The 21663-nt window shown below is 40.4% G+C and carries 16 protein-coding genes, 1 rRNA gene, 1 pseudogene and 1 CRISPR repeat array; of the genes and pseudogenes, 11 read left to right on the top strand and 7 right to left on the bottom strand.

What is annotated here, in order from left to right; all coding sequences use genetic code 11:
- Positions 1–48: 48 nt before the first annotated feature.
- Both B4U84_RS24470 and B4U84_RS24465 read left to right on the top strand, forming a co-directional pair.
- Positions 49–903, top strand: coding sequence for a ferritin-like domain-containing protein (locus tag B4U84_RS24470; protein ID WP_131120845.1), 855 nt, complete (start codon positions 49–51; stop codon positions 901–903).
- A 479-nt stretch (positions 904–1382) separates the two neighbouring features.
- The gene (locus tag B4U84_RS24465; RefSeq protein WP_131120844.1) at positions 1383–1649 is read left to right on the top strand and encodes a hypothetical protein; all 267 of its coding nucleotides are present in this window, start codon (positions 1383–1385) and stop codon (positions 1647–1649) included.
- Positions 1650–1761: 112 nt separating this feature from the next.
- Positions 1762–2163: a CRISPR direct-repeat array (repeat unit 36 nt; unit sequence GTTTCCATCCCCTTTCGGGGCGATGTGATTGTAAAG).
- Between the two features lie 731 nt (positions 2164–2894).
- Here the strand turns inward: B4U84_RS24465 and aroC are convergent.
- Positions 2895–3983 carry a chorismate synthase gene (gene aroC / locus B4U84_RS24455; RefSeq protein ID WP_017312183.1) on the bottom strand — a complete coding sequence of 363 codons (1089 nt, stop codon included), beginning with the start codon at positions 3981–3983 and terminating at the stop codon, positions 2895–2897.
- Between the two features lie 168 nt (positions 3984–4151).
- On the opposite strand from aroC, the gene B4U84_RS24450 reads away from it, so the two are divergent.
- The 3 genes and pseudogenes from B4U84_RS24450 to B4U84_RS24440 all read left to right on the top strand — a co-directional run bounded on the left by B4U84_RS24450 (position 4152) and on the right by B4U84_RS24440 (position 6004).
- Positions 4152–5129: a 2-hydroxyacid dehydrogenase gene (locus tag B4U84_RS24450; RefSeq protein WP_131120843.1), complete on the top strand. Its 978-nt coding sequence runs from the start codon at positions 4152–4154 to the stop codon at positions 5127–5129.
- Between the two features lie 67 nt (positions 5130–5196).
- Positions 5197–5583: pseudogene (locus B4U84_RS24445) on the top strand (DNA cytosine methyltransferase); the annotation flags it as partial.
- A 46-nt stretch (positions 5584–5629) separates the two neighbouring features.
- Positions 5630–6004, top strand: a complete 375-nt coding sequence (locus B4U84_RS24440) for a PDDEXK family nuclease (RefSeq protein WP_242677691.1) — start codon at positions 5630–5632, stop codon at positions 6002–6004.
- A 118-nt stretch (positions 6005–6122) separates the two neighbouring features.
- Here B4U84_RS24440 and glgA read toward each other — a convergent pair whose 3' ends face one another.
- Positions 6123–7601: a glycogen synthase GlgA gene (glgA, locus tag B4U84_RS24435; RefSeq protein ID WP_131120840.1), complete on the bottom strand. Its 1479-nt coding sequence runs from the start codon at positions 7599–7601 to the stop codon at positions 6123–6125.
- Between the two features lie 369 nt (positions 7602–7970).
- Here glgA and B4U84_RS24425 point away from each other — a divergent pair, with 369 nt between their 5' ends.
- Both B4U84_RS24425 and B4U84_RS24420 read left to right on the top strand, forming a co-directional pair.
- On the top strand, positions 7971–8873 hold the full coding sequence (locus B4U84_RS24425) for a DUF2382 domain-containing protein (protein ID WP_044449415.1): 903 nt from the start codon (positions 7971–7973) through the stop codon (positions 8871–8873).
- Between the two features lie 395 nt (positions 8874–9268).
- Positions 9269–10126 carry a YsnF/AvaK domain-containing protein gene (locus B4U84_RS24420; protein ID WP_017312189.1) on the top strand — a complete coding sequence of 286 codons (858 nt, stop codon included), beginning with the start codon at positions 9269–9271 and terminating at the stop codon, positions 10124–10126.
- 311 nt (positions 10127–10437) lie between these two features.
- Here the strand turns inward: B4U84_RS24420 and B4U84_RS24415 are convergent, their stop codons facing one another.
- The 3 genes from B4U84_RS24415 to B4U84_RS24405 form a co-directional block, all read right to left on the bottom strand.
- Positions 10438–13524 carry a TIM-barrel domain-containing protein gene (locus B4U84_RS24415; RefSeq protein ID WP_131120838.1) on the bottom strand — a complete coding sequence of 1029 codons (3087 nt, stop codon included), beginning with the start codon at positions 13522–13524 and terminating at the stop codon, positions 10438–10440.
- 295 nt (positions 13525–13819) lie between these two features.
- The gene (locus tag B4U84_RS24410; protein ID WP_044449411.1) at positions 13820–14575 is read right to left on the bottom strand and encodes a hypothetical protein; all 756 of its coding nucleotides are present in this window, start codon (positions 14573–14575) and stop codon (positions 13820–13822) included.
- Between the two features lie 568 nt (positions 14576–15143).
- On the bottom strand, positions 15144–16496 hold the full coding sequence (locus B4U84_RS24405) for a sensor histidine kinase (RefSeq protein ID WP_131120837.1): 1353 nt from the start codon (positions 16494–16496) through the stop codon (positions 15144–15146).
- 277 nt (positions 16497–16773) lie between these two features.
- Here B4U84_RS24405 and B4U84_RS24400 point away from each other — a divergent pair, with 277 nt between their 5' ends.
- Entirely contained in the window at positions 16774–17598 is an 825-nt protein-coding gene (locus B4U84_RS24400) for a M90 family metallopeptidase (protein ID WP_017312194.1), read from the top strand.
- Positions 17599–17960: 362 nt separating this feature from the next.
- Here B4U84_RS24400 and B4U84_RS24395 read toward each other — a convergent pair whose 3' ends face one another.
- Positions 17961–18923, bottom strand: coding sequence for a protochlorophyllide reductase (locus B4U84_RS24395; RefSeq protein ID WP_131120836.1), 963 nt, complete (start codon positions 18921–18923; stop codon positions 17961–17963).
- Positions 18924–19581: 658 nt separating this feature from the next.
- On the opposite strand from B4U84_RS24395, the gene B4U84_RS24390 reads away from it, so the two are divergent.
- The 3 genes from B4U84_RS24390 (at position 19582) to psb34 (ending at position 20843) form a co-directional block, all read left to right on the top strand.
- Entirely contained in the window at positions 19582–19851 is a 270-nt protein-coding gene (locus B4U84_RS24390; protein ID WP_017312197.1) for a GlsB/YeaQ/YmgE family stress response membrane protein, read from the top strand.
- Positions 19852–20042: 191 nt separating this feature from the next.
- Complete coding sequence (locus B4U84_RS24385; protein WP_017312198.1) at positions 20043–20345, top strand: hypothetical protein; 303 nt, start codon at positions 20043–20045, stop codon at positions 20343–20345.
- Positions 20346–20672: 327 nt separating this feature from the next.
- Entirely contained in the window at positions 20673–20843 is a 171-nt protein-coding gene (gene psb34, locus B4U84_RS24380; RefSeq protein WP_017312199.1) for a photosystem II assembly protein Psb34, read from the top strand.
- Positions 20844–21327: 484 nt separating this feature from the next.
- Here psb34 and rrf read toward each other — a convergent pair.
- Positions 21328–21445 (bottom strand): 5S ribosomal RNA (gene rrf, locus B4U84_RS24375).
- Positions 21446–21663 lie beyond the last annotated feature (218 nt).

Below are 21663 nucleotides of genomic sequence, written 5' to 3'. Positions count from 1 at the left end.
GTAGCGTCTCCTCTGGAGAATCCCCAATCCCTAACCGATCCCCAATCCATGAAAATAGGAAGCAAAGACCACAAAGAACTTTTTTGTCGCAGTTTCATCGAAAGTCACGTGAAGTATGAGCCTGAGAAACTTCCTTGGCCTAATCTTGATCCTGTAGCTCTCGAAAGTGTGCGCGGTATTCCCTTTTGGAGAGAAGCACTCGAAACAGAACAAGAAGCAGGAGTGATGGTGAACGCTTTTGCACAGACAATCAGCGATCCTTTATTACGAGAAGCGATCGCTCTGCAAGCTATGGAGGAAGAACGTCATGGTAAACTAATTAAATTTCTGATCGACTATTACGATATTCAAATTTCCCCACTTCCTGAACCTGTACTTCCTAATAATATCAAAACCGCTTTTCTTGACTTTGGTTTTGGTGAGTGTCTTGATTCTTTCTTAGCCTTTGGTTTATTTGGACTTGCTCGTCGTCACGCAACTTATATCAGCGAAGCATTGTTTGAAATTTTTGATGTGGTTTTGAATGAAGAAGCTCGTCACATCATGTTTTTTGTGAATTGGGTGACTTACGAGCAAATTCAGGACGGTAGAAGCAATTGGTTGCGGGGAACAAATGCTGTTTGGCATTATAAGAGAGCGCTGCAAGATAAGATTCAAATTTTTACTGGTTCCAATGAGGAACAACAAGAGGGTTTTACTGCCACTGGTGCTAGTAGCTTTATAGATAATTTAACGCCGGAAGTTTTGCTAGGCAACTGTTTAGAAGAAAACGCCCAACGGATGAGCGTGTTTGACAAACGACTCATCCAACCTCAATTGGTACCAAACTTGGCAAAAGTTGCGCTACGCACTCTCAAGCTTATACCTCGGCGTCAATCAAACACGATTGCACAAAATTCTTAGGGGGTAAAAGATCCCCGACTTTTTAGAGGATACAGCTGGCGAATAGGGGGCCAAACCCCTCGTTCGCGCACAAATTGGTTGTAGAGACGCTTCAAACAGCGCGTCTCTACATTTGGTGGAATGACGAAAAATCTCGGTGAGGGGTAACACCGGTGGAAATACTGCTCGGTTAAGGATTTTTCGTCATAATTTTGGGGTTGTAGAGACGCGATATATCGCGTCTCTACAGGATTTAAATGTCAATTGATTTGTCTTATCCGAGGAGTATTGACACCGATGGCGAAGTACTACATTAGACCTCTTGCATGAATACAATACTTACCCTCATCCCCCAGCCCCTTCTCCCAATTTTGACCAGAAGGGGAGCCAATTTCAAAGTCCCTCTCCCATGTTTGGGAGAGGGATTTAGGGAGAGGGCAAAGATTCATGCAAGAGGTCTATTCTTTTTCACCAGAGGTCTAAAGAACATCGCGACGTTTGTGGGTAACGTCGTGACGTTTGTGGGTAACGTCGTGACGTTTGTGGGTAACGTCGCGACGTTTGTGGGTAACATCGCGACGTTTGTGGGTAACATCGCGACATTTGTGGCAAACGTCGCGACGTTTGTGGGTAACGTCGCGCCATTCATAAAGAACATCACGACATTTGTGGCAAACGTCGCGACGTTCTTTATGAATGAAACGACATTCGTCACAAACGTCAAAGCGATGGTGCAAAGTAGGCGCTACGCGATCGCAAATAAATGATTAAATTTATCGCGGTTCTTGGTTGAATAAACTTTTAAAAAGCCACGTAGATGAAGAATTTTAATCCCCGTGAGGGGGTGAAGGTAATCTACGACATGAGCAACTGATAGTTACACCTATCCCCTTTCGGGGCGATGTGATCGTAAAGTATGCGATATGCCTGGAGGACTAAAAAGCCTTCAATGGTTTCCATCCCCTTTCGGGGCGATGTGATTGTAAAGCTAATACCATCGGAGTTCACTCCGATGTGGCAAATAAGTTTCCATCCCCTTTCGGGGCGATGTGATTGTAAAGTATCGGCTTCCCAGCCGTTAGCTATGAAAGTCTTCAAAATGAGTTTCCATCCCCTTTCGGGGCGATGTGATTGTAAAGATCTTGGCCGCCGCAGGTGGAGACTGCCGGGTGATTGTGTTTCCATCCCCTTTCGGGGCGATGTGATTGTAAAGTTATCATGCTTTTCCCATGAGCATTCCTTTTTGTTTCCATCCCCTTTCGGGGCGATGTGATTGTAAAGAGTTCACATCTAGAACGCTTACACAGAGAGGGTTCTAGACCCCCTAATCGACACACCTCTGAAAAATGGAAAAAAAATTTCAGAAAGTCGCCAATTTTGCAGCCTGGAAACCTTGCTGCATAAGGCATCGACACACTTCAACGAAGTTATGGGGTTTTCAAGGTTCGGGCGAGGTGTGTAGATGAAACTCAACACACTTCAATTAGAGTATGATTTGCTGCTTTCATTTGTCAAGTAGAAATGCGTAGCAAGATCCCACAAGGTGATTTCGCGTCTCTGCTCCCGCGACACATCCAGTATACACAGCGCTATTATCAATATATAATATTATGAAATAATAGTTAAAAAGGTATTGCAAATAATAGCCAGTCGTATTAATATACAAATAAGAGAGACGTTCCCACCTCCAAGTAGACAACGCCTCTCTTACCCAACCTTTATTAAAGGTCTTATTAAATATGATGCCACAACCGATTCTTTGTCAAACACCCACAAGAGGTTTATTAAATTTAAGTTACGCTCGTCAAATTCGATTTTGCGATCTATCTGTATCAATCATTTTGGGAATTGGTGTAATACCATTTCACGTTAATAGCGATACATATGAATCTTGTACCAGACGTAGCATTGCTACGTCTCTACACACCTGTATTTGTATCAAGATTTTTGTGAAATGGTATAAGCTAATGAGCATTTAAGTTGCATAAAGCCAGGGCTAAAGCCCTTACAACTTATATAACTCGACACTGACCAGTATGTCTTAATAGATGGTCACATAAAACCAACGCTACCATTGCTTCAACCATCGGAACTGCACGTGGTAATACACAAGGATCGTGACGTCCTTTTCCTGCTAAAACTGTTTCTTCACCTTCATTAGTGACAGTTTTTTGTTCTTTTCTAATCGTTGCAGTTGGTTTAAATGCTACACGAATAATAATATTTTCGCCGTTGGAAATTCCGCCTTGAATACCACCAGAACGGTTGGTACGAGTACGAATTTCACCTGCTTCATCAATGTAAAATTCATCGTTATGTTCAAATCCACTTAGGATAGTTCCAGCGAAACCAGAACCAATTTCAAATCCTTTGCTAGCAGGTAGAGACATAACTCCTTTAGCTAGGTCTGCTTCTAATTTATCGAAAACAGGATCACCTAAACCTTTGGGTACATTGCGTGCTACGCATTCTACTACACCACCAATAGAATTTCCTTGCCGTCGTACTTCTTCAATTAATTCAATCATGCGATCGCTACATTCAGCATCAGGACAGCGAACGATGTTGCTTTCAACTTGTTCTAAAGTAACGGTTTGAGGATCAATCACAGCTTCTAAATCTTTGATGCGCTTGACGTAACCGATGATTTCGACATTAGCGACTTGACGAAGAATTTTTTTGGCGATCGCCCCAGCTGCAACTCTACCTATTGTCTCTCGTGCTGATGATCTACCGCCACCTTGCCAGTTACGAATGCCATACTTAGCATCATAAGTTGCATCTGCATGGGAAGGACGATACTTGAGTGCCATCTCATCGTAATCTTGGGAACGAGTGTCTTTGTTGCGTACTAAAATGGCGATCGGTGTTCCCAGAGTTTTGCCTTCAAATACTCCAGAAAGAATTTCGCATTTATCTTCTTCTTTGCGAGGCGTGGTAATTTTACTTTGTCCTGGACGTCTGCGATCAAGTTCTATTTGAATTTCCTCGGTGGAAATTTCTAGTTGAGGAGGACAACCATCAATTACAACTCCCACACCACCGCCGTGGGACTCGCCAAATGTAGTGATGCGAAATAAATGTCCGAATGTGTTGCCCATGATGTTGAGGAATTATGGTCTCGATTATCTATATTACCGTCCTTCAGCTAAGACAGAAAGCTAATAACATCAGGAATTTAATTAACTAAAGGTTGCGATCGCATCTTTAATTATTGTTGGATATATCGCCATCGATCTTCAAATCTTTTGTAATCTTGTAATATTTATATGCCCTATTCTAAAGTTTTGATCACTCGTCGTTTACCTACACAGTTACACCGACTAGAAGAAGTTGCGAATGTAGAAGTTTGGCCGGAACGCCAAGCACCTCCCTATGAAGTTTTATTGGAGAAGGCGAAAGAGATAGACGGATTATTGTGTTTACTGACTGACCAGATTGATCAACAGTTGATAGAAGTGAGCAAGTCTTTAAAAGTAATCAGTCAAATGGCTGTGGGATTCGATAATATTGATATTCCAACTGCGACAGCACGACGTATTCCTGTTGGTAATACTCCTGGAGTGTTGACAGATGCGACTGCGGACTTGACTTGGGCTTTATTGATGGCTGCTGCGCGGCGAGTGGTGGAGGCGGATCGGTTTGTGCGATCGCACCTGTGGCAAACATGGGAACCTGATCTGCTATTGAGTCCAGATATTGCGGGTGCAACGTTGGGAATTGTTGGTTTTGGGCGGATTGGTCAAGCTGTTGCCCGTCGTGCTAAAGGTTTTAATATGCAAATTATTTATACTAGTAAGCACAGATGCAACTCAGAATTAGAGCAAATTCTAGGCGCGGAGTTTGCTGATTTTGCTAGTTTGCTACAGACATCGGATATTGTCACTATTCATACACCGTTGTCAGCAGAAACCTACCATTTATTTGGAGAAGCTGAATTTGCATTGATGAAACAGTCTGCAATTCTCATCAACACAGCACGAGGAGCAATTGTAAATCCTGATGCTTTGTACCAAGCTTTACACACTGGTGAAATTGCAGCTGCTGCGATAGATGTGACAGAACCAGAACCAATACCAACTAATAGCCCATTATTAACTCTTGATAATTTAATTATTACCCCTCACATTGGTAGCGCCAGTCGTCCAACACGAGAAAAAATGGCGAATATGGCTATTGATAATTTGATAGCTGGGTTAAGAGGAGAAAGATTACCTAATTGTGTGAATCCAGAAGTTTATCAATAAATAATAATCATATCCGATGACTATTTGAATTAAACTTGAAAATTTGAGGTCAATGTGATTAATAACCTATTTACCAGATGAATTAAAGCCTGACGCTATGGGAGGAGCCTATCAATCCGGAGGGGGAAAGGTTGGATTTTATAGAAGATTGTCTTGGGATAAACCATCTCCTACTGTGACAACTAGTCCCCATCAGAAAGCTACAGATATGTGCCATCCATTTGAATTACGTCCTCTTAGTGTACGTGAATATGCTAGAATCCAGACCTTCCCTGATAATTGGATTTTTTATGGTTCCGTAACATCTAAATATAGACAAATAGGTAATTCTGTACCAGTTCAATTGGCTTATGCTATTGGCAAACACTTATATGGATTAATTAAAGGCGAGAAGCCAAATTCACAAAAATATTTTGAACAGCTTTCACTTTTTGAATTTGATAAAAACTACTAGTGATGGTGAAAAATTTTGGCTACAAATCAAAAGTGGACCCAACAACATGGATAAAGATCAGGTAGTATATTGGTCAGAAAAAATTCAAGAAAAGCTTAAAGAAGGATATAAAGCGTATATAGGATTTACTTATGGGAAAATAACAAGTAAAACAGTGACAATTGGTCTATTAAAACAAATACTACCTGATTGGGAAATACAAACTTTAATCGGCAAAGATCTGTGGAATTTTTTGAGTGAAGACCCTGATTATAGTTCTAAATTATTTGAAGTTTTACGTGAATCAGCACAGCAAGTATTACACCAAAAATCTCTCTCAGAAGAGATAGATAGTTGTGCAGATAGAGTAACTGATGAATTTATTCAAGAGTTTGGTAATGGTCATCACGGAGTATCAAATTATATTAATAGTATTTTCTGAAGCTGGACTTTAAGTATTGATAATTTAGGCATGTATTTGTCTACAACGTAAAAGATTGATAATTCTACGTTGTAGATTTACAGGGTAAATAACTTGAAGCTAGAGGATGATCATAGCTTTACCACTTATGTCTGATCCAGTCGTAAATCTCTACATATTTTGCTCCTGGATGGTTCCATGAGTTGTCATAATCCATACCCTGAAGGGCTAGTTGGCGAAACTCTTCGGGCTTTTCATACCACAGTGCGATCGCTCGATCCATTGCTGACTCTAAAGCATGATAATCGGTGTCATAGAAGACGTAGCCATTACGTAGTTTTGGAGGTAAATTTTGCTCGTAATCTCGGTCAAATACTGTATTTACGAGTCCACCGACACCACGCACAATGGGTACAGTTCCGTACTTTAAGCCGATCATTTGAGTTAAACCACAGGGTTCGTAATTGCTGGGGACAATAATCATATCTGCACCAGCATAAATTAGGTGAGATAATTCTTCATTAAAACCTAGTTCTAAATGAACATCAGGATTACTATTTAAAAACTGTTTTTCATGCTGGAAATGAGCATTAATTCCAGATTCTGTTGCAGAACCTAGTAAAACAAATTGCGCTCCTTTATTAAGTGCATGATAAATTGCATGATGAACCAGATGCACACCCTTTTGATTATCCAATCGACCGATATAAGCAATGATTGGTTTATCACTATGAGCAAGCATTAATCGTTCTTGCAAAGCTTTTTTGTTATATGCTTTTTGTTCAAAATCAGCTTGGGTGTAATTGTAAGGAATGTAGCGATCAATTTCGGGATTCCAAAAATCATAATCAATCCCGTTAAGTACCCCGCTAAATTTGTCTTGGTTCAGATGTAAAGTATGACCTAAACCACAACCAATATCTGTAGTTTGTGCTTCCCAAGCATGGTGAGGTGAAACTGTGGTTACAGCATTGGAGTAAACAATACCCCCCTTCATCAAGTTCAAGGCGAAGGGATTAAAGTTGTCGCGTAGGTGATCGTACTGGAAGTAATAGGACTCTCGGTTTAAACCTGTTCCCCGGAGAAGATCAATACCACCAAGTCCTTGATGCTTAAAGTTGTGGATGGTGTAACAAACGCGCTGATACTCCATGCCATGATATTTGTAAATTTCATAAAGCATGACTGGAATTAAGCCCGTCTGCCAATCATGACAATGAATGATATCAGGTCGCTTGTTGCTTTTGAGCAAGAATTCTAAAGCTGCTTTGCAAAAGAACGCAAAGCGCATGTTGTCGTCATCACAACCGTAATAGCAGCCCCGATTAAAGAAATTATCCTCACAGTGGGGTTCAATAAAGAAACACATCCGTCCATGTACCCAACCGCAGTACACAGAACAATGGATTGCAGCGTCATACCAGGGTACCCACAGGTTGATGTAGGCGTCGTGCAGTCCCCAAATATGGTCGTAGCGCATACAATCATACTTGGGCAATATAATTTCAACAGAATGCCCACGACCTTCTAATTCTCGACTCAGTCCGTAAACTACATCGCCTAAACCCCCTGCTTTAATTACAGGAGCGCATTCTGAGGCGATTTGCACAATGTACATGCCCTACCCTCGCTTCACAAAACTTCATCTTTACTATCTACTCACCAGTATATGAAAGATGTACTCATTGACAATAGGGTAGTGCGGTGATAACTGAAGTTACGATTTGTCATTTGTCATTTGTCATTTGTCATTGGTCATTGGTCATTGGTCATTGGTCATTGGTCATTGGTCATTTGTCATTTGTCCCCCGTGTCCCCGATCCCCGATCCCCGATCCCCGTGTCCCCGATCCCCGATCCCCGATCCCCAAAATACATCCATAGATAACATCCCTAAGAAACTGATTCACTCGTTAGGAAGATAAATAAAACTCAATAAATTAATAGCGTAGTACTGAAAAGATAAAAAACGGCTTAGGGAGATCAATATGGCTCTTTATAAACTAACAGATTTTGATTCTAACTATCGCGATACTCTTGGTGGAAATGACATCAAAGGAATGAGCGTTTATGCAGAAGGAACTGATGAAAAGATTGGTACAGTTCATGATGTTTTAGTAGATGAAGAAGGTCATTTTCGCTATTTAGTTGTGGACATGGGCTTCTGGATTTTTGGTAAGAAAGTATTATTACCCGTTGGACGTTCTCGCATAGATCATACTAGCGATCGCGTCTATGTTCTCGGTATGACCAGAGAGCAAGCAGATAACTTACCTGAATATGACGAACGTCAAACAGTTGATTACGATTATGAAGAACGAGTCAGAGGTGTATATCGTAATCCCGCACCACTAGAAGCGTCTGCTCCTTTGACTGATCAAACCGGTGTCGAGATGCCTTATCAGCCAGTTTCTACTGCTGGTTATACTGGTACAACTCCCGTATATGATCGTGATAACTACACCTATGATCGCGAACCTTCTTTGTTTGGGTTAAATGAGCAAAATCATCAAACTCTCAGACTATACGAAGAACGCTTGATTGCTAATAAACGACGTCAGAAAGTTGGGGAAGTAACAGTTGGTAAGCACGTTGAAACAGAAACTGCACGAGTTGCAGTCCCTGTAGAAAAAGAGCGAGTCGTGGTTGAACGAGTTACTCCTAATGACGCTGGTAGACCAGTTGCTCCTGGTGAAGCAAACTTCCGTGAAGGTGAAGTTGCTCGCGTCGAAATCTACGAAGAAACTCCCGAAATTCGTAAAGAAGCTATATTGCGTGAAGAAGTCAGAGTTAGAAAAGAAGTAGAGCGCGATACTGTTGAGGCTCAAGACACAATTCGCCGTGAAGAATTGGATGTAAATAGCCCTAATCTTCCAATTGATGAACGTTAGTGATAGAGATGTAACTAGCCTAAGTTTGTTTAGAGTCTGTTATGAGTTAAATTATGAACTAAACTCATTCTTGCACTACATTTTTAACTGCCAGTAAATCTATTTACTGGTTAATAAGCTAAATTCTGAAGATACCAAATTGAATCAGAATTATCACCTGTTTTAACAGGTTTCAACTTTAAGATGTGAACTTGAGTTCATAGCGAAGTGCAAGATATGAACTTGAGTTCATAGCTAAGTGCAAGATGTAAACTTAAGACAGAACTATAAACTTAAGACTGATCACTAGTTCAATTAAAAGTGTAGGTAAATCAAATTGATTTTGCCTGCACTTAATCAATTGTAAAAAAAATAATATAACAGTCTTCTATTTGAGATAATATTATGTTAAGAAAATGAAAAAGCAATTAATTAATAATCATCAAATCCATGTTCACGATTTGATCAACAAATTGATCAGAAAGATTAGAAACTTTGCAGTCCTTGATAGGCAAGGTTTACTAATTGGTAGAGTAAGAGATTTAATTATAGATTACAATCATAAAGTTAATATAATAGTCACTAGCTTTATACCATTACCAAGTCAATCTTTTGAACATCCTTCGGAACATCACAGTTACCTGTTATTACCTAGCAAATTAATCAATAAAATTGACATAGCTACTAAATCTGTTTTATTAGACATAGATAAATCACAAATTAAACATATGCCTGAATATTCTGAATCACCAATGACTAATAATAATCTAGAAACTTCCAATATAGAGCCAGTCATTAGTACTGCTCAAGATATTACTTTAGAGCAAAATGAAATTGGTGAAAAAACAGAAGAAGAAATTATTCGTTTGTTAAGTGAACGATTGATTGTAAATAAGAAAAAACGAAAAATAGGTGATGTCATTGTTCGGAAAGAAATCGAAACCCGAATGGTACAAGTACCAGTACAATATGAAAAACTTGTGATTGAACAAGTCAGTCCAGAAAATAAAGTACTTGCAGAATTTGCTCTCAGTCAAGGAGACATTTCTGGTATTGAACTCAGCCAATTAGAAAAACATGAAGTTGATATACATGATCACAATTTGACTGTAAGCGGAGACTTTAATTCACCTAAAATTGCTAGTCTACTTTTAAATGCGATCGCATTAGAACGAAATCATGGATGTCAAAAAGTAAGAGTGACTATTGTGGTTGAAAATGAAGAATATCAGAAAAAATATGAAGAGTGGTTTGAACGTACATCAATTAAGTAAATTTTGTCGTAACTGGGAAACAAGCAATTTAGAAAAAAAAGTGGGAGCAGTGCTGTTGCACTACCCCATAGAAAATACTGGTAGAAAATTACCTACACTCACCCGTCAGAGGAGTGTAGATAGTTTAGAGTTTAGGGAGCATCCCAAATGTTCAAAAAGACTGCGATTGCAATCGCAGTCTTATAGTGAAAGTCTGCTTAAAGCAGACTGTTTGATTTTATGAAGTCGTATAAAGACGACTTGTGCTATTAGCTAAGGGTTTAAACCGTTTGCTTTGCGGTATTTTGAAAAAATTGGGATGCTCCCAGAGTTTAGGCGTTATATTCTGCCACTATTGTGATCGACGGACTATTATCAAACACCTTGATAAAACTGATACTAATGTTTTCGTTGTAATACCAGGCATTTTTGGTAGAACCACTTAGGTTGTACGCCCGTTCTCCAGGATCGCCACCTGTAATTAAGCCAATTTCTTGTCCATCTATTGTCAGCTTCTTCAAGGAACCGGAATTACCTGTAGTTTCTGATGGATCGTGTAAGAGCGCGACAAAGAAAAAGTCTTCCTTGGGCTGATAATTGTCATGTTTACGCTCCACGGTAATCTGGCGTGTTGAACCAGTTTTGCTGTGGGTGATCAGTACCTCGCGATATTCGCTATTTGCTAGGTCATCGTTATCGTATATTGCTGACTCCTTGGGTTCAGAAGCACGACTGACACCATCATCCAAGTACATGGTGTATTGACCACTTTCACCGGGATAGATGTTCAGCGTGATCGGATTGAGCAGACCTTTGCTGTTCCGCTCTCCCACATATTGTTCAACTTCTATAGTGGGTATGATCGCGCCTGCTCGTATGAAAATAGGAACGATAAAGGGAATGTGTTTGGGGTCGCTACTCAGACTTGCATCAAAACCGCGTATAGTAGTCCCACCATCGACAGCAGCATTTAGCGGCTGTTTATTATCTTTAAAAGAATACCAGTTGCTACCTGCTGGCAGATAAACATCCCGTTTGCCGTAGCCGTTCTGAGCTGATTGCGGATCTAAAAGTGGAGCTACGAGAATATCATGGCGGACGAAGAATTGATCGTCGAGGAAGGCAATTTTATCATTGTAGAGCGCCTTGTCTTGTGGGTCGTTGAGAAACATGGGTCGGCAGATGGGCAACCCATCAAATGTGTTCTCAAACATGGCATCATAGAATACCTGTAGCAACCGATACCGCAATTCAATGTAATACTTGCAGGCAGGCAAAACTGCACGATACAAATCTTGTGGTTCCGGTAGCTGACCACCTCGATGTTGGTTAAACCATTCTTCGTACATGAAGATTTCTTGGAACTCTTTGCGTCCCTTACGCATATAGTGGTTGCGGAACCATGGTAGGAAAGCTCCCGCAGCAACCCAGCGAATAAAAAGTTCAGGGCCGACCCAGTGTTGTTCGTCGTTCTCTTGTTCAAAGCCGCCGATATCTTGCCCACAGATGGTAACACCAGTCATACCAAGGGACATTACTTGGGACACGTTCATCTTCAGAAAATCCCAGGTCGAAGAGTTGTCCCCTGTCCACAATGCTGCAAAGCGGTGCGCTCCAGTGAAACTACCGCGCCCGACAATGAAGTTACGATCCTTGCGGCGCTGTCCTGGTTTATCTGACTGCTCTGAGTAAACAAGGTTGTTGAGACCGTGGTACGTGGCTTTGTGCAGATTGTACGAGTACAAGTTCCACACCTTAATAGCAGGCGTCAGTTTGGGTTCCTCTCCCACAATAGAATCGTCAGTAACCAGCAATCGAAAAGGGAAGCCGCGCATATCCCCACGACGGGAACGGATCGCAGGTGTTGTCATGTCCTGCCAAACCATTTCCAGACCCATATCAAACAGATATTGATATTGCTTACCCCACCAATCACGCACCTCTTGCCGTCCTAAATCCGGGTAATGACCGGGTGTACCCATTTCTTGTCCCGTAAGTCGGTCATTTCCGTAGTATACTTCGCCGATATAAGGATTGTTTGTGTTGGCGTTGTGTTCTGGGTCGTATGCGAAGAAAACGCTTTCCTGTCCTGGAGGATCGAAATTCTGGTAGCTGTAACCTTTGTTAAGGTCTTCAGGGTTGTTGAGATTGAGATCACCAAAGAAGCGCTGATCTTTGACAAAATAGCCCTTTTCCACACCTTCGGTATAGGTTTTGTAATACGACTTCTGGTTGCTGCTAATAATTGGGGTAATATTGGTGCTACACTTTACACCCTGCGCTTTTAAATTAGCAAACATCCCTTTGGGATCAGGGAATCTGTCTGTATTAATGGTGAAGGTGTGATATTTATCCTGTACGTCTACGTCTACGTGAAGACCATCGAGGGGAATTTGGTAATCGCGATGTTTGCGAACAGTCCATTCTAGAGCTCCGCGATCTTCATATCCATAGCATCCTTGGTGATATCCCAAAGCCCATCTGGGTTTTAGCCGCGATCGCCCAACAATCTCAGTAAAGCTGTTTATTAGCTCCGCAGGAGTGTCTGCCATAAAGAAATAATAGTCAAGATCGCCGAAGCGCGTACCGATCAGATAGGTACTGGAGTTGTAGTAGCCAATATCCATCAGGATTTGACCGCGGTTGTCAACGTATATACCAGTGACGCAATCTTTTTCAGGAACACCGTTAAACTCAATAAAGAACGGTTCCGAGTGATAAAGCGGTTCCCGTCCGTCCAAGGGACCATAGTTATAGACCTGGCGGTACCGCATGTTATCGAAGTTGAAATAGTTTAGTTGCCCACTATTGCGGCAAAGTGACTTACCACCTTGTTCGCCAAAACCAATATATTTGGCTGGTGCGGGTTTGTCCACAGATTGGATAATGGCATAATCATCATTTCCGTTCGGAGTATATAATATGCCAGGTAATGATGTCTCCCAGACTTTAAAGTTGCTACCGTCAGGTTCGCAATTGATCACATTGATCTGGAATGGATCTGTGGTAAGAATTACTTGCATGACAGCTTCGTCATTCCGCTGCTTTTTCGTAGTTAGTATGCAGCCGTGACCACCTTTGTCTTCGTAGTCTATATAAAACTCTTCATCTCCCTGTTGGGCTGCGTCTTTTAACTGCTCAAAGGTGTTTTGGACGATCGCACGAGTATTGTTACTGGTATAATCTTCCTTACGTTTTTTGGGGTTGAAACGAACCCGGAAGGTATCATTTTGAACAAATTGAAGCAGCATGGCAGTGGTATTGCCATCGCTCTTTTGAAACTCAAGTATTAGTGTTTGATCTTTGTCTATATATTGATAAGAAGAGACTTTCTTCAAGCTGTCCCAGCTTTTGATGTCTTTGAAATATTCTTCAACTTTAACGAATTTGTAGACATCAGATAAAATCGGTCCTGACATATAGTAAACCTCTGGTAATTTTAAAATGACTTGTGTATAAGGCTAAATGAGGTAGAGCTACCTTAACTTCCTACCCCCAATTCTTAAGATTACGCACAGGACTTACACAAGATGTGACCGAAAACCTTATTCTTGCGTAGCGGTAATTCATGAATTACCGCTAATGCGCGTTATGTTTTGCGTAAGTCCTGACGCAGTGTAATCTGTTGGAGCCAAGGACAAAGGATGTGCGGGGAGTGATGCGATCGCCATATCAAAATTTAGTTGGCAATCTCCCTCAATCAAGTTACTGAGTTTAAGCTTTAACCAACGGGTGATATTCTATTGCCATCCAAATGCAATCGGTATCTGCGTAATATTGATGCCACGGATAAGTATATTTGTTTTCTTCTACTTGACAAAATGGAACAAAAGTTGTAAAACCTGGACTCATCAACATGTCTTCGTAGAGAGTGCCATAATCTTGAGCTTTAAACTTCTGCATTCTTCCAGTACCGAATACCTGTGTGTGGATTTCGATAAAGTCATGCTGATTGTGTATAAAACAATTGGTGTGTGAGGGTGCAAACCATAAGTTGAGTTTCACGACAAAGCTTTGCTTTTCACTGGGTGTACTCACTTGCCTTGTCATGTAATATGGATCAATTTCTACAATCCCCGCATCATCTTGTGGCGATTTCCATAGAGGTGTATTCTTGGGGTAGTGTAGTTCGCTGGTGTCGCCACCATTGGGAGGATCTTCAATAGTATCGCCTAATAGAAACCAACCCTCTTCTAAAAGAATATTCCCAATGTTGGTGATGTCCTTCACCTCGATCAATATTAGTGCTTGAGCCTTCTCAATGGTTATGTTTTTGAGGATAGTTGAGGAGAAAGCAGGAATGATATTTCTAACGGGCTGACCAACTGAAACATCCCACATGTGTGGGTTAACTACAATGGTTTCTTTGTTAATGTCATAATTTATCACATTTTCAATGTATTTCGCATCTATATGCGAACCGGAAAAGTTTAACTGCTTTTCCACGTTATATGCCAGCGTGCTTGTCATGGTTTACTTTTTTTGATGGACAAAATGTTCTCACTGCAAACAAAGCAGCCTGAAGCATTTATTTACTGTATCAGTACAAACTGTGAGTGGTACTTGACCCACGTAAGCTAATTGATGACACACCCTAGCGGGCATTACTGTAAGTTCACACCAACAGGCTATTACATTCCTAATGGAAATGCAAGGACAGTTAAGACAGTTAAGTAAAAGCTTAATAACACCTTAACAAGCATTTAATTGCTAGGCAATGCACAGCAAACACATCTACAGGACTTACACAAGATGTGACCGAAAACCTTATTCTTGCGTAGCGGTAATTCATGAATTACCGCAAATGCGCGTTATGTTTTGCGTAAGTCCTGATCTAAATTTCATGCTTATGGGGTGCAACACAGCAATTACGCTGGCCCAACACAATAATATTGGCGTTAATGCAACCCTGGATTTCGGCTGAAAGCTTTTCTATTTATGCTTGTACGATGTATTACATGGAAAAGTAGTTCTGATTTCCATTTAAGTAAGTGAGGTTGGCGATCGCTCATATGCAACCCAGAACTATAGTTCTGGACTACAACAAAGGTAACAAAATAGTAAATTTTGTACCCACACCAACTTCTGAAGATAAATTAAATTTACCTCCATGTCTGGCTGTAATAATGCGATAACTTACTCCAAGGCTAGTTTCTTTATTAGCTCTTTTTTCCACAGAAAAAGATTCTAGAATCTGCTGTTTTAATTTATCAGAAATTCCTGGGCCATTGTCCTGAATATAAATAGCAATCCATCTTGAATCTGGTACTTCTGGTGTATTAGATTCTTGAGAGATGACTTCTGTAGTAATATTAATACGTGGTTTATTAGTTTTTTTGATAGGGTTTAACCGATGTCGTACTGCTTCATCAAGTAATAAGTCTACAGAGTGACTTAAAAGATTCATAAATACTTGATGTAATTGTCCAATGAAACAGGATATCGGAGGTAGACGACCGTAATTCCTAATTATTTCTATTTCTCCCTGAATTCTACTGTTGATGATTAACAAAATATTATCAATACATGCGTGTAAATCGGCAGGTTTGGGATAAACTTCATCGATATGACAAAAATTTTGTAAGCTGATCACTAATTTTTTTAATCTTTCTGCTCCCGTACGAATACTAGTAAGAGATTGTAATAAATCTTGTTCTAAAAAATCAAATTCTATTTCTTGTTTGAGAAGATTTATTTCTTCACAAGATGAAGATAACTTACTTTCATAAGCTGCAATCAGTTTGAGTAAATCTTGGCTGTAGTTGGAGACATAAGTTAAGTTACCCCAAATAAAACCTACTGGATCTAAAATCTCATGAGCAATCCCATCTACCAAGCGTCCTAGATTTGCCATCTTATCATTTTGAATCATCTGGGCTTGGCTACGTTCATACCGCACTTGAGTTTCGATACCACGAATTTGCCAAGAAGCAATATTCAATTGTTGTATATCTAACAATGTGTAAGTATCGTGGACAGTTTGTACAACCACTGGTTCTGCTAAAAGTTCAGGCGATCGCCTCAGCACTAGTTGCATCGCTGCCAAAATCGCTGTGGTTTCAGGCAATATTAAAATTGGAGTCCGAGCATAACTGTAAATCACACTTAAGGGTTGGCTAAAAAATAGCTCTTGTCCATAGGGACGGATGAAAAATTCCAGCAGTCGTCGCTGCGAAATCATCCCAGTATATTTTCCCTGTTCCACTAAGATTACTCCTGGTAGAAGTGGGTTTTTCTCAAATACTTTGATGATCTCTGTACCAGTACAGCTGGTTTCAACTTGGAAGTTGTACAGCTGTAGCTCTTGGAGCGTAGACTCTAAATTAAGATCGCGATCGCTACCACTCAAAAGCAATGGAGGTACTATTTCTGAATAATATTCCTGTGCCACTTGACACCCTATTTTTTATACAACACTTACGAGAAGCCTATATTCTAACCGTTGAGTTCGGTAATGGGTAATAGATAATAGGTAATTGGGGTATTGAACTAAATTTTTTCGATCGCGGTAGATCACTGTAGGACTGTAGAAGTTATACACCCTTGAGTTTGTGTAGACTGATGAAATCGTATTAATTCTTATTTTGTCTTAATAGTACAAGAATACTAAAATAAAGATTATTTAATGTGATGCTTTAACTACAGGGTAAAGGGTAAGTTTAAAAACAATGATTCAAACTATTATTGTTTTACTTATAATTGGTTTAATTATCACTGGAATTTTAATCAGTCCCATCATCACCAAACAACGAAGAAATCGTCTTAAAAAACGTCTTTTTCCTCCACTTTGGAACTCTATTATTGAAGCTAATCTTCCTATTTACACACGTCTTTCTCCCGATGAACGCAGACGCCTACAGGGACATGTGCAAGTATTTTTAGCAGAAAAACAATTCATTGGCTGTCAAGGATTGCAGGTGACAGAAGAAATGAAGTTAACTATTGCTGCTGTCGCATGTCTACTATTGCTCAATGAACGTGGCGAATATTTTCCCAAACTACGTTCGATTTTAATTTATCCCAGCGCGTATTTTGTTAATGAAACTGTTGCGACTAGTGAATATGTTGTTGAAGAAAGGCGTGTAGCAAGATTGGGTGAGTCCTGGAGTCGCGATCAAGTAGTATTATCTTGGGAACAGGTGCAACAAGACACTTGCAACTGGAGTGATGGACATAACGTGATTCTGCATGAATTTGCTCACCAATTAGATCAAGAAGAAGGTAAAGCGCAAGGTGTGCCGATTTTGGCACAAAAATCAGATTATCCCATTTGGTCTAGGGTGATGACACAAGCATATCAACAACTCTGCAATGATGTGCAACGAGGTATAAAAAATGTCTTAAATAATTATGGTGCGACTAATCCCGCAGAGTTTTTTGCTGTGGCGACTGAGACATTTTTTGAAAAACCGCAGCAGTTGTTGAAGATGCATCCGGGATTGTATGAGTTATTACAAGGTTATTATCAGGTAAATCCTGGGGAATGGGTTTAGATATTTAGCTGCGATCGCTTTGCTGATTTGAATTCAAGACAATAGTTTATTACGACAGCAAGTTGTGTCGTTACGACAACAAGTTGTGTCATAACGACAACAAGTTGTGTCATAACGACAGCAAGTTGTGTCGTTACGACAACAAGTTGTGTCATAACGACAACAAGTTGTGTCGTTACGACAGTTTGTCTATTCCTAACGACAGCAAGTTTTGAGCTCGCTTTGACTCACTGTTCAACCTGATGAATAAAATCAACCACTATTGATGTAAACTTTTCAGGAGTTTATTTTACTTAAAAATATAAAATATGATGGAGCGATCGCCCCATCAAATTGTTCAAATTATTCAAACTCTGTTTTTCTTAAGCAATTCCAACCAACTTGACGCTCAAATCCCACATGCGTTCGCCCTTTGCATCATCGCGGGCTTGGGGAGAAACGCGTTGCACAAAAGACTTACCGTCTTTCTTCTGGCGATTTCCCCAACTCCAGTAGGCTCCAGATTGGGCGTATTCAGGATCAGCAACAACTGCTGCAACCCGTTCACCGGACAATTCCTGAGATACGTATCCCCCAGTGATGTGCTTCTGAAATAAGGGGAAGAGTTTCTGAAACAGGGGATAGTGGTTACGGAATAGAGGTGTTTCCGCAACACACCCCGGATACAGCGAACTGAAGATAATGCCAGTTGAATCGTGATAGCGTCGATGTAGTTCCCGCATTGTCAGCACATTGCAGACTTTGCTGTCTTTGTAGGCTTTCACTGGTTCAAATTTCTTACCGTCAATCATTGTGATCGGTTCTTTGAATCCTTGTTCAAAGCCTTTGAGCTCGCCCAAGTCTGGACGTGGAGGAATCTTTCCGCCTAGTTCGTCCGGGTTGTGCGTCACAGTTCCTAAAATCACCAGCCGTTTGTCCGTAGCAGGTGAGTTTTTCAGATCCTCTAGCATAAGATTACACAAGAGAAAATGACCAAGGTGATTTGTAGCAACACTCAACTCATAGCCTTCTGGGCTTCGCAATGGCTGCTTTAACAAAGGCATATAAATTGCGGCGTTGCACACCAAAGCTTCTAAGGACTTACCACTGGCTCTAAAGTCCTTGACAAACTGTCGCACACTCTCTAATGAGGCCAAGTCGATATGCATTATTGTATAGCTGTCCTGTGGAATTCCCACACTTTGAGCAGCTTTTTCAGCCTTCGCTAAATCGCGACAAGCCATAACTACGTGCCATCCTCTTTTGGCAAGGGCTTTTGCAGAATACAAGCCCACCCCAGAAGAAGCACCTGTAATTATGACCGTTGACTTCCGATTGTGTTCCATTCTCTTCAGACTACATTGACCACCGTTGATTCCCACCATGATCTCACACTAGTGATCCAACGGTTCTAATTTTGTTATTAAACTTCGGGGTAGGAATTACTTACAATCGCTGGTTTTGGCACCATAATAACTTTACCCACACAAGCAAATTAGGGCAATAGCAAGTACAGATTCAACTTTGCTCTATACAATCTATAAGAAATAGTTAGCGATCGCATTTGTGTATATTGTTAACTCAAGCTATTAGCTCCGAACATAAGCTTTTTACGTGTGAAGACAGATAATGATTGTTTTTGTGATTCTAACTCTAGAAATAAGGACTATCTGACTAAAGATGGTTAGGTCAGCTTATTGAGTCTGTTAATCTGTGATCATGATAGAAAACCGCACTGGCAGAACGTTAAACCGCTCAAGTTCTTTATATGTAGTCACCATCAAAAGCGATGCTAAAACTACCGACAGTGCATATATGACACAGACATAGACGGCTATAGAGTGTTGCTAGCTAACTCTATTTTGTCGCCAATAACGAGAGGTAAAACTCTACACAAGCGGTCGATATTTGCGAACGTCTAGGGTCTATAAAGCTCCAACTTTATTGTTTCTAAAACTATATCTTCGACTATATTCCATTTCACGACGATTAAGGAGTCAAATCATGAGTCTTCTTGCTTGGATTGTTTTAGGTTTATTGGCTGGTGCGATCGCTAAAGCAATTTATCCTGGTTATCAAGGTGGTGGCATTCTTGCAACAATGCTGTTGGGAATTGTAGGTGCAATCATCGGAGGATCTTTACTGAATTTATTACAAACGGGAAGTTTGGCAATAACAAGTGCAAGTTTTAGTATTCCTGGTTTGTTTGTAGCGGTGATTGGTGCGATTATTGCAATCTTCTTGTACTACCAATTTACTCGCAGAGCATACTAATACCATTTCACGTTAATCGCGATACACATAAATAATGTACCGGACGTGCCATAGCACGTCTGGTACAAAAAAATATGTTTCACTTTTAAAGGAAATTGGTATAAAGCTTGGGTGTCAAGGGTAATGGGAAAGTGGTAAGGGAAAAGTTTTTCCCTTACTTTTTTGTTGTAAATTAAATACTTACCATCATCATGAACAGTACATTATTTGATAAAACCTTCCGTGATAGCGATGGCAAAATTGTTGTAGCTCAAATGCCAAATCTACCAATTATTGTCTGGTTCACAGCTAGTTTACTCAAACTAGTTTTTACAACAGGCGAAATTAATACAGGTTTAGACGTAGTGGCAAATGGCTCTTTGTTTACTTGGGCATGGCTAGAATTATTTCAAGGCGTTAATTATTTTCGTAGATCACTAGGTCTGATTGTACTTATTGGTGTTATCGCTTCAAGAACTGTGGGAATTGATCCACTTGGGAATTTTGCTCTTTGATACCACAGCAAGCACTCAAAAGCCCAGTCTTGTGACTGGGCTTTTGTTGGGGTATGTCCCCGCAACTTTATTTATAGAGATTAGATATAGTTACAAGTCTTTTGATTACTACCACGGCGCACTTGGTGATTTCCCAAAAGTGGAAATGATGTTGAGAAGTTTCTCAGAGTGCGTAGACACAAAGCGACTTGTCGCTAGACATCGCCCTCATCCCTGATAAGTGAATCTTATCAAGGGCATCAAACTTTTGTTGTCAAGTCTTGTTGACTGTTTGTAACAAAGTTGTTATATTTATTTACATAAAGAAACAAATAAAGGAAGCAAGCTATGTATACCACTGTTAATGAAGACGGCGTTCTCAACAACTACGCAACTGAACCCAAGATGTACTATGCTCAGTACCCTGCAATCTGGGAACAACGCAAATACGTTATCCAAGCTGTTTTTGCTTCAGCCATTGTCACTACTTTAGTTTTGGTTGCTTTTAGCGTTAGCTAAGATTTTTTGTTTATCGCCATATCTCTCAATGTCATTCGCACTTCTGTTTTACCTCGGTGTTAAGTACCGAGGTTTTTTGTTGGGTACGCCAATGCGATCGCTCCAAACAGATGAATTTTGGTGAAATAATTTGTCTACAATAACAATTTAAAGTAAGGATTCAGGTCGAAGAAAAGGGGATAAGCGAAGGATAAGCATTTTCTACCACCAGAGCTAAAATTGAAGCTTTAGCCCGTTCCATTCAAACTCTTAACCAAGGTTTTAAAGATTTACTTGAGGAAACCTCTAAATACAAAAAATGAGTCGGACTGGTTCGCCACTAGCTCTCGCGAACAAATCTGACCTTTCCACATCCGGTGAAAAGTCAGCTTGAGCTTATGTACTAAAGACCACCCTCACCTTGTGCCAGTTGTCTAAGTCCTGAAGAACCATAAAAAGCAAAGCCCCCTAAAGTTGTAGGAGGCTTTGGTTTTGTATAATAAAATCCTGGCATCGAGCTATTTTGACGGTCGGCAACCCGACAACTATCGTCGCCGCAGCAGCGTTTCACAACTGAGTTCGGGAAGGGTTCAGAGTGGTTCCACCGCGCCATAGACACCAGGAAAACCTGTGGATTTTGGATTTGGGATTTTGGATTGAAGTTGACAATCTCAAATCTCAAATCTTAAAATCACAAAACCCTGAAGACTGCATAGAATGTTGAAGCGAAAAAAATGTAGTAGTAGAGGTCAAGCCCTCGGTCTATTAGTACTCCTCAGCTTCATACATTACTGCACTTCCACTTAGAGCCTATGAACAGGTGTTCTACCTGTGACCTTAC

The organism is Westiellopsis prolifica IICB1 (assembly GCF_004323185.1).
GTDB classification, from domain to species: Bacteria; Cyanobacteriota; Cyanobacteriia; order Cyanobacteriales; family Nostocaceae; genus Pelatocladus; species Pelatocladus prolificus_A.
The sequence above is the reverse complement of the archived record's forward strand: the minus strand, read 5'-3'. Positions and strand labels throughout refer to the sequence as shown.